At 70.6% G+C, this 14,261-nt stretch carries 15 protein-coding genes; 8 read left to right on the forward strand and 7 right to left on the reverse strand.

Annotated features, from left to right (window positions below; genetic code table 11):
* Window positions 1–73: 73 nt before the first annotated feature.
* Entirely contained in the window at window positions 74–889 is an 816-nt protein-coding gene (locus ACQEVY_RS39740) for a DUF427 domain-containing protein (protein WP_432954664.1), read from the forward strand.
* Between the two features lie 108 nt (window positions 890–997).
* Here the strand turns inward: ACQEVY_RS39740 and ACQEVY_RS39745 are convergent, their stop codons facing one another.
* Entirely contained in the window at window positions 998–1,528 is a 531-nt protein-coding gene (locus ACQEVY_RS39745; RefSeq protein ID WP_432954665.1) for a gamma carbonic anhydrase family protein, read from the reverse strand.
* Between the two features lie 121 nt (window positions 1,529–1,649).
* Here ACQEVY_RS39745 and ACQEVY_RS39750 point away from each other — a divergent pair, with 121 nt between their 5' ends.
* A complete protein-coding gene (locus tag ACQEVY_RS39750) occupies window positions 1,650–2,441 on the forward strand; it encodes an acyltransferase (protein WP_189327705.1) in 792 nt (263 codons plus the stop codon).
* Window positions 2,442–2,533: 92 nt separating this feature from the next.
* On the opposite strand, the gene ACQEVY_RS39755 is transcribed toward ACQEVY_RS39750, so the two are convergent.
* Window positions 2,534–3,385 carry an EamA family transporter gene (locus ACQEVY_RS39755; protein ID WP_432954667.1) on the reverse strand — a complete coding sequence of 284 codons (852 nt, stop codon included), beginning with the start codon at window positions 3,383–3,385 and terminating at the stop codon, window positions 2,534–2,536.
* Window positions 3,386–3,492: 107 nt separating this feature from the next.
* Here ACQEVY_RS39755 and ACQEVY_RS39760 point away from each other — a divergent pair, with 107 nt between their 5' ends.
* Together ACQEVY_RS39760 and ACQEVY_RS39765 are read left to right on the forward strand one after the other, a co-directional pair.
* On the forward strand, window positions 3,493–4,065 hold the full coding sequence (locus tag ACQEVY_RS39760) for a helix-turn-helix domain-containing protein (RefSeq protein ID WP_432954669.1): 573 nt from the start codon (window positions 3,493–3,495) through the stop codon (window positions 4,063–4,065).
* Between the two features lie 45 nt (window positions 4,066–4,110).
* The gene (locus ACQEVY_RS39765) at window positions 4,111–4,668 is read left to right on the forward strand and encodes a YbaK/EbsC family protein (protein WP_432954671.1); all 558 of its coding nucleotides are present in this window, start codon (window positions 4,111–4,113) and stop codon (window positions 4,666–4,668) included.
* Between the two features lie 17 nt (window positions 4,669–4,685).
* Here the strand turns inward: ACQEVY_RS39765 and ACQEVY_RS39770 are convergent, their stop codons facing one another.
* Complete coding sequence (locus ACQEVY_RS39770; RefSeq protein ID WP_432955641.1) at window positions 4,686–5,771, reverse strand: cation diffusion facilitator family transporter; 1,086 nt, start codon at window positions 5,769–5,771, stop codon at window positions 4,686–4,688.
* A 62-nt stretch (window positions 5,772–5,833) separates the two neighbouring features.
* Here ACQEVY_RS39770 and ACQEVY_RS39775 point away from each other — a divergent pair, with 62 nt between their 5' ends.
* Complete coding sequence (locus tag ACQEVY_RS39775) at window positions 5,834–6,193, forward strand: ArsR/SmtB family transcription factor (RefSeq protein WP_165342803.1); 360 nt, start codon at window positions 5,834–5,836, stop codon at window positions 6,191–6,193.
* Between the two features lie 137 nt (window positions 6,194–6,330).
* Here the strand turns inward: ACQEVY_RS39775 and ACQEVY_RS39780 are convergent, their stop codons facing one another.
* The 3 genes from ACQEVY_RS39780 to ACQEVY_RS39790 all read right to left on the reverse strand — a co-directional run bounded on the left by ACQEVY_RS39780 (window position 6,331) and on the right by ACQEVY_RS39790 (window position 8,664).
* On the reverse strand, window positions 6,331–6,831 hold the full coding sequence (locus ACQEVY_RS39780; protein WP_432954673.1) for a cupin domain-containing protein: 501 nt from the start codon (window positions 6,829–6,831) through the stop codon (window positions 6,331–6,333).
* Between the two features lie 216 nt (window positions 6,832–7,047).
* Window positions 7,048–7,992 (reverse strand): NADP-dependent oxidoreductase, encoded by a 945-nt coding sequence (locus tag ACQEVY_RS39785; RefSeq protein WP_432954675.1) that lies wholly within the window; start codon window positions 7,990–7,992, stop codon window positions 7,048–7,050.
* Window positions 7,993–8,088: 96 nt separating this feature from the next.
* On the reverse strand, window positions 8,089–8,664 hold the full coding sequence (locus ACQEVY_RS39790) for an NAD(P)H-dependent oxidoreductase (protein WP_432954677.1): 576 nt from the start codon (window positions 8,662–8,664) through the stop codon (window positions 8,089–8,091).
* 385 nt (window positions 8,665–9,049) lie between these two features.
* Here ACQEVY_RS39790 and ACQEVY_RS39795 point away from each other — a divergent pair, with 385 nt between their 5' ends.
* A complete protein-coding gene (locus ACQEVY_RS39795) occupies window positions 9,050–9,553 on the forward strand; it encodes a MarR family winged helix-turn-helix transcriptional regulator (protein ID WP_432954679.1) in 504 nt (167 codons plus the stop codon).
* Window positions 9,554–10,028: 475 nt separating this feature from the next.
* On the opposite strand, the gene ACQEVY_RS39800 is transcribed toward ACQEVY_RS39795, so the two are convergent.
* A complete protein-coding gene (locus ACQEVY_RS39800; protein WP_432954680.1) occupies window positions 10,029–11,576 on the reverse strand; it encodes an FAD-dependent oxidoreductase in 1,548 nt (515 codons plus the stop codon).
* Window positions 11,577–11,703: 127 nt separating this feature from the next.
* Here ACQEVY_RS39800 and ACQEVY_RS39805 point away from each other — a divergent pair, with 127 nt between their 5' ends.
* Entirely contained in the window at window positions 11,704–11,880 is a 177-nt protein-coding gene (locus tag ACQEVY_RS39805; protein ID WP_432954681.1) for a hypothetical protein, read from the forward strand.
* A gap of 101 nt (window positions 11,881–11,981) precedes the next feature.
* Window positions 11,982–14,252 carry a catalase gene (locus ACQEVY_RS39810; protein ID WP_432954683.1) on the forward strand — a complete coding sequence of 757 codons (2,271 nt, stop codon included), beginning with the start codon at window positions 11,982–11,984 and terminating at the stop codon, window positions 14,250–14,252.
* Window positions 14,253–14,261 lie beyond the last annotated feature (9 nt).

The following is a 14,261-nucleotide window of genomic DNA, read 5'->3' on the forward strand; positions in this document are numbered from 1 at the left end:
CGTGTTTTTCTTTGGCCTCTTTCTTTGGCCTCGATTTGTTGTCCTCGGCGGGGACCTCGGTGAGCATGGGGTAATGAGTGTGCTGTTCACCATGCGATCCGTACGGACCACTCCGGAGGGCTTCCTGTGGGAGCCCGGCGAACGCTGGGTCCGTGGCCGCAAGGGCGAGGTCACCGTCGTAGACAGCCGCCATCCCGTACTCGTCTGGGAGCCCGACTGGCCCGTCCCGCTGTACGCGTTTCCCCGCGAGGAGGTACGCGAGGATCTGCTTCGGCCGGCGAAGAACCCGCGTACGGGCAAGCACTCCGGATCGCAGATCTTCTACGACCTGGAGATCGACGGCGAACTCTTCGAGAACGCGGCCTGGACTTACCCGGCCGAGGACCTGGCCGGTCATATCGCCTTTGAGTGGGCCGAGCGCAGCGGGCGGGGGCTTGACCGCTGGTTCGAGGAGGAGGAAGAGATCTTCATCCATCCGAAGGATCCGCACCATCGGGTGGATGCCCTCGTCAGCAGCCGCCACGTCCAGGTCGAGATCGGCGGCACTCTCGTCGCCGACACTCGCCGGCCGGTGCTGCTCTTCGAGACCGGGCTGCCGGTGCGGTACTACATCCCGCGCGAGGATGTTCGGCTCGACCTCTTCGGGCCCACCGATCACAGCACGGGGTGTCCCTATAAGGGGACCGCCGAGTACTGGTCGTGGGCGGGTGACGCCGAGGTGCCTGCGAACATCGTGTGGAGTTATCCGGAGCCGTTGCCTGCGGTGGCTGCCATCAAGGGGCGGCTTGCCTTCTACAACGAGGCGGTTGATATTGCCGTGGACGGGGAGCGTTTGGAGCGGCCCGTCACGCCGTTCACCGCGACGCTTTCGCCGCGGGCGTCGGGCTGACGTCCCTGCTCGGTGCGCCTCTGCGGGTTCGTTGTGGCTGGTCGCGCCCACGCGGCGGAGCCGCAAAATGTCACAGCCCCGCGCCCCTAAGGGGCGCCGCCCGCACCCCTACGAGGCGCCCACATCCCGGTGCGTCTGCGCCAGCTCCGTATAAACCGCCGCGTTCAGCGCGATCCCCTCGCGCTCCTCCGGCGTCAGCTCGCGTCGTACCTTCGCTGGTACGCCCGCGACCAGTGAGCCCGGCGGCACCTGCATCCCCTGCGGTACCAGTGCCTGGGCGGCGACCAGCGAACCCGCCCCGATCACCGCGCCGTTCAGCACGGTGGCGCCCATGCCGATCAGGCAGCCATCCTCCACCGTTGCGCCGTGCACCACGGCGTTGTGGCCGATCGAGACGCGTTCGCCGATGGTGATGGGGAAGCCGGGGTCGACGTGGAGGGTGCAGTTGTCCTGGACGTTGCTGCCCGTGCCGATGACGATCGGCTCGAACTCGGCACGCAGTACCGCGCCGTACCAGACGCTGGCGCCCGCGTGCAGCGTCACATCGCCGAGCACCACGGACGTGGGGGCGGCGAACGCCTCCGGATCCACCTTCGGATCCTTGCCGCCCACGCTCGCGATCAGCGCCTTGTGCGTCATCGTCAAACTCCTCGTCTCGTCGCTACCGGCACCGTAAGCCATCGGTTCGCATGGCCGGGTGGGGCGAAGATCACAGGCGTACGGCCTCTTGAGTGCGGCGCCCGCTGAGTACGGTGAGCGGGTGCCCAGGAGCAGGAACACGTTCTCGTCATGGCGGCGCCGCCTCGTCCAGCGCGCCGTGCATGCGGGCTGGGCCTGGGTGCAGCGCACGGGCTCCGTGAGCGCCGAGAGCCCGGGGCGGTTCCGCTTCGGTGCGATGGGAACAGGTACCAGGCTCGCCTTCCCGCTCGGCACCGTTTTCGGTGAACCGTGGATCCATCTCGGCGCCCACTGCATCGTCGCCGAACAGGTCACGCTGACCGCAGGGTTGATGCCCGACCTCGACCTCGGCCCCGATCCCATTCTGCGTATCGGCGATGGTGTCGTGCTCGGCCGCGGCAGCCATGTCATCGCCGACACGACGGTCACGATCGGCAGTGACTGCTACTTCGGGCCGTATGTGTACGTGACGTCCACGAACCACTCGTACGACGATCCCCACGAGCCGATCGGCAAGCAGTGGCCGCGGATGGAGGCGGTGGAGATCGGCTCGGGCTGCTGGATCGGGACGGGGGCGGTGATCCTGCCTGGGGCGCGGATCGGGCGGAACGTCGTGGTGGCGGCGGGGGCGGTGGTACGGGGCGTGGTGCCCGACCATGCGGTCGTCGCCGGGGCGCCGGCACGCGTCGTACGGCGCTGGTCGCCGGGCGACGGCTGGCAGCCGCCCCTGCGTACGCCGGCGCCGGTGCCGATTCCCGAAGGCGTGACCCCGGACCAGCTGCTGGCGCTGACCGAACTCGACGCCGAGGCCGCGGCCCGCCTCGCCGCGCTGGGCGCGGAGGGCGCCGTCGACGACGTACGGGCCGACTCCTAACCGGTCGCGAGCAGCACGGTGCCGACGAGGGCCAGGCCTGCGCCCGCCGCTTGGACGCCGCGCAACCGCTCTGCTGACGTACGCGCCGACTTCTAGCCGGTCGCGAGCAGCACGGTGCCGACGAGGGCCAGGCCTGCGCCCGCCGCCTGGATGCCGCGTAGCCGTTCGCTGAGGAAGCCGCGTGCGGCCAGGGCCGTGACCACCGGGTAGAGCGAGGCGAGTACGGCGGCCACGGTGACCGGGCCGTTCTGGGCGGCCAGTGCGTAGGTGCCGTTGGCCGCGACATCGGCGAGGCCGACGAAGGCGAGGGCCGGGAGCGCGGACGGCGCGACCTTCGGGGGAGTCTCGGTGCCGCGGCGGACGGCGACGTAGAGGGCTGTGCCGCCCGCGACGACGTTCGTCACCCGCTGGACGAACAGGGCGAGGAAGAGGCCGGTCAGCGTGGTCGAGGCCTCGGCGATCAGAGCCATCACCGCGCCGAAGCCGAAGGCCGCGAGCAGGGTGAGCAGCACGGCCTGCCGCTGTACGGGGGCGCCCTTGAACTGCGGGCCACCCGCGAGTACGACGCCCACGACGGCGACCGCGATCCCCGCGAACTGCAGCAGCCCGGGGCGTTCGCCGAGGACGAGGCCCACGGCCACCGGGACGGCGACGCCGAGCGAGCCGAGCGGTGAGACGACGCCCATCGGGCCCAGGGCGAGCGCCTTGTAGAAGGCGAGCATCGCGACGGGCCCGGCGAGCCCCGCCGCCACCGCGAACCACAGCTGCGGGCCCGCCTCGCTCCAGGCGCCCGTCGCCACGACGACCGCGCCGAGCACGACGGTGGCGATCGACTGCGAGACGACCACCACGGTCAGCGCGGGCGTACGTCGGGTGAGCAGCCCGCCGCCGAAGTCGGCCAGCCCCCACAGGAGGCTGGTGGCCAGGGCGAAGACTGCTGTCATCGAATGCCTCGCAGTACTGTGCAGTGAACGAACGGGTGCACCACACCGTAGTGCAAGATATTGAACTCTGTCATGCAGAATGTTGAACTCAAGTTATTGGACGTGATGTGTCGGACCTCGATCTGCTGACCCAGTCCCTGGCGCGCAACGTCAAGCACTGGCGCGCGGTGCGCGGCTTCACGCTGGACGTGCTCGCCGCCCGGGCCGGCGTCAGCCGCGGCATGCTCATCCAGATCGAGCAGGCCCGCACCAACCCCAGCCTCGGCACGGTGATCAAGATCGGTGACGCGCTCGGCGTCAGCATCACCACCCTGCTCGACTACGAACAGGGACCGAAGGTGCGGATCGTCCCGGCCGAGCAGGTGGTCCGGCTGTGGCACACCGACGCGGGCAGCCACAGCCGGCTCCTCGCCGGCACCGAGGCGCCCGGCCCACTGGAGATGTGGCACTGGCGGGTGATGCCGGGCGAGAGCAGCACCTCGGACCCGCACCCCGTCGGCACCGTCGAGATCGTCCACGTCACCGCAGGCGAACTGACCCTCACGGTCGACGGCACGGAGTACCGCGTCCCGGCCGGTGCGAGCGCCACCTTCGAGGCCGACGCCCCGCACACCTACGGCAACCAGGGCGACGTCCCCACGGAGTGGATGCTGGCCGTCTCGGTCCCGCCCGTGCGCTGAGGCGACGTCGGCGCGCGGCCCCGGCCGCCCTGTTAGCGTGCGGTCATGCGCGCACCCATCGGCCACTTCGACAACGCAACGCCCGCGCCCGACTGCCTGGACGAACTGACCCGCCCGGTCGCCGACGCCGTACGCCACTGGCGCGGCAACGTCCCCGCCGAGCAGATCGTGTACGTCGACACCAGGCCGGAGTGGGCCGACACCGCAACGTTCCTCGAGCACTATGGTCCGGAACTGCTCGACCAGTCGGCCAACTGCGTGGTCGTCGCGGGCAAGCGCGGCGGGGAGAGCACGCTCGCCGCCTGCGTCGTGCTCTCCGCGACCCGGGTCGATGTGAACGGCGTGGTCCGGCGTCAACTGGGCGCGCGCAAGGCGTCGTTCGCGCCGATGGACATCGCCACCGGGGAGACCGGCATGGAGTACGGCGGGATCACGCCGCTCGGGTTGCCGGGCGACTGGCCGGTCCTTGTGGACTCGGCGGTCGTCGATCTGCCGTACGTCCTGGTCGGCAGCGGCCGCCGGCGCGGGAAGCTGCTGGTGCCGGGGAAGGCGTTCGCGGAGCTGCCGAACGCCGTGGTGCTGGAGGGGCTCGGCGTCGCCTGATCCCCTGATCCCATTGGTCAGGCGGTCGCGTGGTGGGCCAGGGCCAGATGGGGATCCGTCTCGCCGGGGGTGGGGGAGGGGTCGGCGTGGACCGTGGCCGCGGTGAGCCCGGGGATGGCGTGCAGCAGGGCGTGCTCGGCCTCGACGGCTACGCGGTGCGCCTCGCGTACGGTCATGTCGCCGTTCACGACCACCGCCACCTCGGCCCGTAGCCGGTGGCCGATCCAGCGGAGCCGGAGTTCGCCGACGGACTGTACGCCCGGGACCTCCCGTAGCGCTCGCTCGGCCCGGTCCACCAGCGCCGGGTCGATCGCGTCCAGGACCCGGCGGAAGACCTCGCGTGCGGCGTCGCGCAGCACCAGCAGCAGGGCCGCCGTGATCGCCAACCCGACGATGGGGTCGGCGAGTTGCCAGCCGAGCGCCGCGCCGCCCGCACTCAGGAGGACGGCGAGTGACGTGAAGCCGTCGGTGCGGGCGTGCAGGCCGTCGGCGACGAGTGCGGCGGAGCCGATGTCGCGGCCGACGCGGATGCGGTAGCGGGCCACCCATTCGTTGCCCGCGAAGCCGATGACGGCGGCGACGGCTACGACCGGGATGTGCCCGACCGGGCGCGGGTCGAGCAGGCGGTCGATCGCCGTCCAGCCCGCGAAGACCGCGGATGCGGCGATCGTCAGCACGATCACGAGGCCGGCCAGGTCCTCGGCCCGGCCGTAGCCGTATGTGAAGCGGCGTGTGGCCGCGCGCCTGCCCAGTACGAAGGCGATCCCGAGGGGTACGGCGGTGAGCGCGTCGGCGGCGTTGTGCACGGTGTCGCCCAGCAGCGCGACCGAGCCGGAGACCACGACGACGCCCGCCTGCGCCGTGGCGGTCACGCCGAGCACGGCCAGGGAGATCCACAGGGCTCGGATGCCGCGGGCGGAGGTCTCCAGGGCGGTGTCGACCTTGTCGGTGGTCTGGTGGGAGTGGGGTTTGAGGAGGTGGCTCAGCCGGTGGAGGGGGCGGGCGAGGCGCCCGCGATGCCCGTGCTCGTGGTCGCGCCCTTTGCGTCCGTGCCCGTGATGCCTGTGCTCGGGATGGCCGTGGGTGTGGTGCTCGGCGCTCACAAGGGTCCCCTTTCCGTACGCGGGAGTGGACTCGGCGAGGTCCACGGAGCCATTATGTGCGTATGAGCGCACGCATGCACCTATCACCTGCGCAGGATGCGCATCCGCGTAGCCCGGGCGAGGAGCAGTTCGCCCTTGCCGCCGAGGTTCTGGCCCTCCTCGGAGACCGGACTCGGCTTGCGCTGCTGCACGCGCTGGCCGACGGCGAGGCCGATGTCACCTCGCTCACGGAGCGGTGCGGGGCCGCGCGGCCGGCGGTGAGTCAGCATTTGGCGCGGCTGCGGTTGGCGGGGTTGGTGAGCACGCGCAAGGAGGGGCGGCGGGTGATCTACTCCCTGCGGGATGGACATTTGCGCCGGGTTGTTGACGAGGCGCTCAATCTGGCCGACCACCGATTGAGCGGTCGGCCTGCGCACGACTAGCTCCGCATCAGGCAACGTTCGCCCGGTTGACGACCTCGAGGCGGTCGTCGGCGGCCCCGAACGATCTGGTACTGGCTGTCCAGCTCAGCGGGGAACTTCCCCCTGTCGACCGGTGCTGGGCTTGCCGGCCCTGCGAGTCACAGGAACTCGCTCCGGTAGGTCGAGGCCAACTCGGCCGCGCGGCGGCGGCGTTCCGCGAGCTCGTCCTCCGACAGTTGTGGCGGCGGCGCGTCCATGCCCGCGACGACATCGCCGATGCGCGTGAAGTACTCGTCCTGGCCTGCGGGGGTGCACATGCACAGCATGCGGGCCGGCGCCCCCGAAGCGTTGCGGAAGTTGTGCGGGGCGTTGGCCGGGATGTTGACCGTGGACCCGGCCCTTACGGTGTGCTTCTCGCCGCGGAAGGTGAACTCGATCTCGCCTTCGAGGATGGTGAACATCTCCTCGAAGTCGTGCCGGTGCGGCGGTGGGCCGCCGCCGTCGGGGATGCGCATGTCGATCAGGCAGTATTGGCCGTTGGTCTGCTCGCCGGTGACCAGCATGGCGTACGTGTTGCCCACCAGAGAGATGTACGTCGTGCCGGGATCGTCGGGGTTCGCGACGGTCAGCGAGCGGGACGGGTCGTCGTCGGGGATCATCGGAATCGTCTCCTTCAAGGGTCAGTCAGGTGAGGATCAGGGGCCACCTGTATGGAGCGCTTGCATACCCCTCCTGCGGCACGGGGTGAGCGCGCTCGGTGCCGGCTCAGATCGACTTGAGGACGCGGATGCGGTCGGCGATGGCGCGGCGGGCGACGTCGGAGGTGAACTCCAAACTCAGTGCCATGGCCTTTTCCTTTCGGTGGAGGATCGGCGTCAGGCGACGGGCGGGACGACGATGACCTTGCCGTGCACCGCGTTTTCGGCGGCCCGGGCGTGGAGTGCCGGCAGCTCGGCCAGCGGCACCCGCTCGGCGACGTCGACGCGCAGCTCGCCGCGGTCGATCAGCGCTACCAGCTGCGCCAGCTGGTCGGCGTCGCTGCGGACGAACAGGTCGATGCCGCGCACGCCGCGCTCCTGGTCGGAGGGCGCGGGCATCCATACCGTGGTGTTGACCAGGCCCCCGCCCGGACGGACCAGTGTGACGAGCGCGGCGAGTTCGGCCGGGTCGACCGGTGCGAGGTTGAGTGCGAGATCGACCGGTTCGGTCACCGCCGCGCTCACGCTGGTGGTGGTGTGGTCGATGACTTCGTCGGCGCCGGCCGATGTGACCGCCTCGCTGCTGCGTGGGCTGGCTGTGGCGATGACGTGGGCTCCGGCGTTCTTGGCCAGCTGCACGGCGTAGCCGCCGACCGCTCCGCCCGCGCCGTTGATCAGCACCCGTTGCCCGGCCGTCAGCTTGCCGTGGTCGAACAGCGCCTGGTACGCGGTCAGGCCCACTATCGGCAGCGCTGCGGCGTCGGGCAGGGGGATGCTCTTGGGCGCCGGCGTCAGGACCTCGGCCGGGGCGATGACGTACTGCGCGGCGGCGCCGTTCCCGTCCATCGGCAGGAAGCCGATGACGTCGTCGCCGACCGCGATGCCGTCCACGCCCTCGCCCAGCGCGTCGATGGTGCCGGAGACGTCGAGGCCGGGAGTGTGCGGCAGCACCACCGGGATGGGGCCTTGCATGAAGCCGCCGCGGATGTTGCCGTCGACGCCGTTGAACGACGTCGCGGCGACGCGGATCCGGACCTCACCGGCCCCGGGGACGGGCTGCTCCACGTCCTCGTAGCTCAGGACGCTCGGGTCGCCGTACTCGTGGAAACGTACTGCCTTCATTTCGGTTCTCACCTTCACTACGGTCGATATTACTTCGAATTCGAAGCAACTGTGATGACGATACCTCTACTTCGAATTCGAAGCAAGTGTTGTCGATCACTGCCGGTGCGAGCGCATCGCCACGGCGAGTTCGGCGGCCGCTTGGTCGATGCACGCGCGCAGCCGCGCCGCGTCGCTGCGCGCCGTGGCCGGCCAGTCGGCGGGGTCGGCGACGACGATCGTGGGCACGGGGTCGGCGTGCACGTCGGTCAGGCGCCTGCGTAGCACCTGCGTGAGGTCGGGCGGCTGCCGGCGGGAGCCGCTGTTGAGCGCCAGCAGCACCGGCATGCCGGAGAGGATTCCGTCCCCGAGGACGGCGAAGAACGAGTCGAATACCTCGCTCGGGGAGGCGGCGAGCACCGGGGTCGCCACCACGAGCCCGTCGGCCGCCACGACCGCCGCGATCGCCTCTCGCAGGTCGAGGCTGGCGCGGCGCTGGGCAAAGTGCTGAGCGAGGTCGGGCGCCAGCCGGTGCAGCTCCAGCACCTCCACCTCGGCGCGCGCACCTCCGGCCGCCAGTGATCGGCACACAGCCTCCGCCACCCAGTCCGCGAGCAAGCGGGTCGGGTGCCCGTAGCCGACGCCGGCGCACAGGACGGCCAGAGACACCGGGCTCCACGCGGCGGTGTTCATCCCGGCATCGTGTTCATGGCTTCCTCCTCGCGGCCGGGCCGTCGTGCCGTCACCGGGGAGGGCCGCGGACGACGTTGCGCGAGGTAAGGGATGTTCATGGCCGGTCCTCGAGATCTGTGGGCGGCGGCGCCGTCCTTCTGCTCGTAACCCTGCGCCGCACCACTGCCCGATCTCCATGTTCTGCGGTGCTCAGCCGGGCCCAACACTGCCCACACCGTGCGCGCACGAGGTCACGACATCAGACCCGTGAGTCCCTCGCGTCCGGCTCAATACACCCGGCCGGGATGGCATCGAAACACGCGGAGAAGTTCGGTTCCAACGCCGCCTGCGATAACTGGAAGTCGGCACCCCACACTCTTCGAATTCGAAGCAGTAGACTACGGTCATGCCTGATTCACCGCCGTCGCTCGACCCCGTGCAGCTCGGCACTTACTTCGACCTCATCGAGGTGACCAGCCTGCTCCGGCATGCCGTCGAGCAGCAGCTGCGCGAGGCCGGCGAACTCAGCTATGTGCAGTTCCAGCTCCTGGCCCGCCTCGGGGACTCGCCGACGGGCAGTCACCGCATGACCGACCTGGCCGACGGCGTCGTCTACAGCCGCAGCGGCCTGACATACCAGGTGGATCTGCTCGAGAAGAAGGGCCTGGTCATCCGCGCTCCCTCGCCGGACGACGAGCGGAGCATCACCGTCACCATCACCGATGCCGGGCGTGCGCTGCTTGCGAAGGTGCTGCCGGGTCACGTCGAGGTAGTCAGCGGCCTCCTGTTCGAGCCGCTTTCGCGCGACGACGTCAAGGCTCTCGCCGGCCTGCTGGCGCCGGTACGCGACCACATGCGCTCGACGCCGTCTCGCTCGGCCGCACCTCGCCGCCGCAAAGGCGGAGCATAAGGATCCGACCCAGGCCACGCAGAAGGACCACGACACGTCCCCCTCGACGTGGGGCCGGTGGAAGAAGCGACGAGCCACGCCGAGGGCAGGGACTGTGGCGTAACACCCGGAGGACGTCGAGTCGGTGCTGCATACATGCGAGCAGCACTCTCCGTCCCGGGTGCTGCCCCGCGCTCGGTGCTACTCAATTCGAAAGCGCTTCATCAATCGGATCTTCGACGGCAAGATGGGCCTGACGAGAGGAGCCTACCCTCATCTGCCTCCCTCGAGGCGTTGGTCCCCGAACCCGGCGGGCTGGCCGGGGCAGTTGCGCGGGCGACACATCACGACAGGGCGAACCTTGCCTGATGCGGCACTAGCTGCGCTGCGTAGGGCAGTTTTGACGCTGCGGGTTCGTCGTGGCTGGTCGCGCAGTTCCCCGCGCCCCTAAGAAGGCCTGCGGCCTCCTTAGGGGCGCGGTATCGCACAGGAACCGTCAGTCCTCCTGCGGCTCCGCCTCGCGGACTTCGCGCTGTTCCAAGGCGTGCGTCGCCGGGCCCTGTACCACCCTGCCGTCCGTGTCGAAGCGGGAGCCGTGGCACGGGCACTCCCAGGCGCGTTCTGCCGCGTTGAACGCGACCAGGCACCCCATGTGCGTACACCTCGCGGAGACGGAGTGCAGGCTGCCGTCCTCGTCGCGATACACAGCGCAGCGTTGGCCGCCGTGGCGGACTACGGCGCCCGTGCCGGGGGCGATGTCGGTCAGGGAGTCCGCGTGGGACGGGGGGATGCGGTCGCCTACGAAGTGGCGGGCCACGGTTGCCTGGTGCCTGAGGAAGGCGGGGGCCTCGCGGAGTACGGAGCGCAGGCGGCGCGGATCGTACAGTTCGGCCCACGGTGGGCGGTCGCCGGTGATGAGGCCGGACAGGAGGCGGCCGGCCATGATGCCGCCGCTGAGGCCCCAGCCGCCGAAGCCGGTCGCCACGTACGCGTGGCGGGAGAGTGGGGGCAGTGGGCCTACGAGCGGGACGGTGTCGGTGGAGTCGTTGTCCTGCGTGGCCCAGCGGTAGGTGGGCGTGATGTCGGGGAAGTGCTCCTCGGCCCAGTCGGTGAGGCGGGCGAAGCGTTTGTCGGTGTCGCCGGTGCCGGGGGTGAAGTGTTCGCCGGTGACGATCAGGAGCCGTTGGCCGTCCTTGTAGGGGGCGGTGCGGACCGAGCGGGTGTCCTCCTCGGGCGTGATGTACATGCCGTCGGGGTCCCGGTCCGCCGCGATCGGTGCGGCCACGACGAGTTCGCGGCGCGGGGAGAGCCGGGTGAACAGGAGCGCCCGGTCGAAGACCGGGTAGTGCGTGGCGATCACGACCGCGCCGGCGGTCACCTGTGCGCCGGTCTCGGCCGTGAGACGGCAGGCGGAGCCCGTTTCGAGGCCGAGGATCCGGGTGCGTTCGTGGATGTGGGCGCCCCGGGCCCGTAGATCGTCGGCGAGGGCGAGGAGGTACTTGCGCGGGTGGAACTGGGCCTGGTGCGCGACCCGTACCGCGCCCGCCACGGGGTACGGCAGACCGGTCTCGGTCACGAACTCGGCGTCCAGTCCGGCCTCGCGGGCGGCTTCCGCCTCGGCACGGATCTCGCCGGCCCGGCGCTCGTCGCGGGTGTAGGTGAACGCGCTCCTGCGTTCCCAGTCGCAGTCGATGCGCAGCTCGTCGACGAGGGCCGCCGCGTGCTCGATCGCCTCGGTCTGCGAGCGTGCGTACAGGTGCGCCGCCTCCGGGCCACGGGTGCGGCGCAGCCGGTCGTAGATCAGCGTGTGCTGGGCGGACAGCTTCGCTGTGGTGTGGCCGGTGACGCCCGCGGCGACCCGGTCGGCCTCCAGGACCGCGACACTGCGCCCGGCGCGGGCGAGCTCCCAGGCAGCGCTCAGTCCGGCGATGCCCGCGCCGACCACGGCCACGTCGACGGTCACATCCGTCTCGAGCGGCGGATACGTCTCACCGGGCGCCGTGTCGATCCAGTACGAGCCGCGGATGTCTGCCTTCTCGGTCATGCGCCCCGAGTCCCCCCGAACCGCGGACCGAAGCCTCCGCTCCGGCCGGGCGCGGAACGCACCGCCCGTTTCGAACGCGGGCGCCGGGTACTCGCAGTCACGAGCACTTGACGTAGGAGGTGCCCCCATGGAAACCGGCACCGGTGCAGACCTCGAGCCGTCCGGCGTCGAGCCGGAGATCACGGAGCGCGGGACCGAAGACGGTACGCGCCCTGTCCCCGCCGCTCGCGGGGCCCGCCGGGACGAGCGGGGTGAGCAGGAGCCGGGCGACCTGCAGAGCAACATCGTCCTGGGCGAGGACTGAGCGCTCCGCGCGGCACGGGGTCAGCCGAGGTCCGGTTGGTTCAGGGGGCCGGTCGCGGGTACCCAGGCGGCGCAGACCACTCCCCGACAGTTGGAAGTGCGATGAGCGACAAGAACCCGCTGAAGACCGCTGCGCACAAGGCCGCCGACGTACTGCGCGAAGACGGCCCGGCGGACGGCGTCCCCGGCAAGCCAGGACCGCACACGCCGTCGGTCGCCGAACCGACCGAACCCCACGCACCCCTCCCGCCCAAGCCCGACCAGAGCGCCCCCGAGACGGTCAGCCCCACCGGACAGACCACCGGCGCCGACCCGTCCGCCAACGCCCAGGGTGACGCCTACCTGACGACGGCCCAGGGAGCCAGGCTCTACGACACCGACCACTCACTGAAGGCCGGTGAGCGCGGGCCGGTGCTGCTGCAGGACCACCATCTGCGGGAGAAGATCACTCACTTCGACCACGAGCGCATCCCCGAGCGGGTCGTGCACGCGCGCGGGGCCGCCGCGCACGGTGTCTTCCGGAGTTATGGCACCGCCGCGAAGGTCACCAAGGCGGCCTTCCTCACCGGCGAGGCCGAGACCCCGGTGTTCGTACGGTTCTCCACGGTGCTCGGCTCGCGCGGCTCCTCGGACACGGTGCGCGACACCCGGGGCTTCGCGACGAAGTTCTACACCGGCGAGGGCACCTTCGATCTCGTCGGGAACAACATCCCGGTGTTCTTCATCCAGGACGCGGTCAAGTTCCCGGACATCATCCACGCCGGAAAGCCGCACCCGGACCGCGAGATCCCGCAGGCGCAGAGCGCCCACGACACGTTCTGGGACTTCGTCACGCTGCACACCGAGGCCACCCACCACACGCTGTGGAACATGTCCGACCGGGCCGTCCCGCGCTCGTTCCGCATGATGGAGGGCTTCGGCGTCCACACCTTCCGGCTGGTCAACGCCGAGGGCGCCACCACGCTGGTGAAGTTCCACTGGAAGCCGAAGCTCGGCGTGCACTCCCTGGTGTGGGAGGAGGCGCAGCTCATCAACGGCATCGACCCGGACTTCCACCGGCGCGACCTCGCCGACGCCATCGAGGCGGGCGCCTACCCGCAGTGGGAGCTGGGTATCCAGACTTTCCCAGACAACGCCGAGCAGACCTTCGAGGGCATCGACCTGCTCGACCCGACGAAGATCGTCCCGGAGGAACTGGCGCCCGTACAGCCCGTGGGCCTGCTGACGCTGAACGCCAACCCGTCGAACTTCTTCGCCGAGACCGAGCAGGTCGCCTTCCACCCCGGCCACCTCGTGCCCGGCATCGACATCACCGACGACCCGCTGCTGGCCGGCCGGCTCTTCTCCTACCTGGACACCCAGATCAGCCGCCTCGGCGGGCCGAACTTCGCACAGCTCCCCGTCAACCGCCCCCACACCCCGGTCAACGACATGCACCGGGACGGCATGCACCAGACGGCCGTCCACACCGGAGCCGCGCCCTACCGGCCCAACTCCCTCGACGGAGGCTGCCCGTTCCTCGCGGGCGCCGACACCGGCGCGTACATCGAGACGCCCGTGGAGGTGCCGACAGGCCGGAAGCAACGCGAGGCCCCGGCCTCCTTCTCGGACCACTTCAGCCAGCCCCGGCTCTTCTGGCGCAGCATGTCCCCGGTGGAGCGCGAGCACATCATCGCGGCGTACACCTTCGAGCTGGGCAAGTGCTACGAGCAGGCCGTCAAGGAGCGCGGGCTCCAGGTGCTCGCCAACATCGACCCCGAACTGTGCGAGCAGGTCGCCACCGGCCTCGGCCTGCCCGCACCCGAGGCCACCGTTCCGCTGACGGACGCCGAACCCAGCCCCGCCCTCTCCCAGCTGGGCCACACTTGGCCGCTGGACGGGCGCGTCATCGGCATCGTCACCGACGAACGCGGCGACCTCGACGGCGTACGCACCGTGCGCCGGGCCGTCCTCGACGCGGGCATGGTCCCGCTGGTGATCGCCCCCGCCGGCGGCAAGCTCGACGCGGAGGGCGAGCCCGTCCAGGTGCAGCGCACCTTCGCGACGGCCCGGTCAGTGGAGTACGACGCCGTCCTGCTGGCGGGCGCTCCGGGACCCGGCGCCGACGCCTATGGAGCGCGAGACGCCAAGGCGGGGGATGCTGGTACGGAAGCAACCACGGACCCGCGGGTGCTTCTGATGCTGTCGGAGGCCTACCGGCACGGGAAGGCCATCGGCGGCTGGGCGGGTGCCGAAACCGCCCTCGATGCCGCGGGCGTCCCGGCCGGTGCGCCGGGCGTCGTGTCCGCGCAGAGCGGCACGAGCGCCCTGGAACAGATCACCCGGCTGCTGGGCGAGCACCGCGTCTGGGAGCGATTCGGCACCGGTGGCTGAGTACACCGG

Origin of the sequence: Streptomyces sp. CA-288835 (assembly GCF_050936385.1) — a bacterium.
GTDB lineage: Bacteria > Actinomycetota > Actinomycetes > Streptomycetales > Streptomycetaceae > Streptomyces.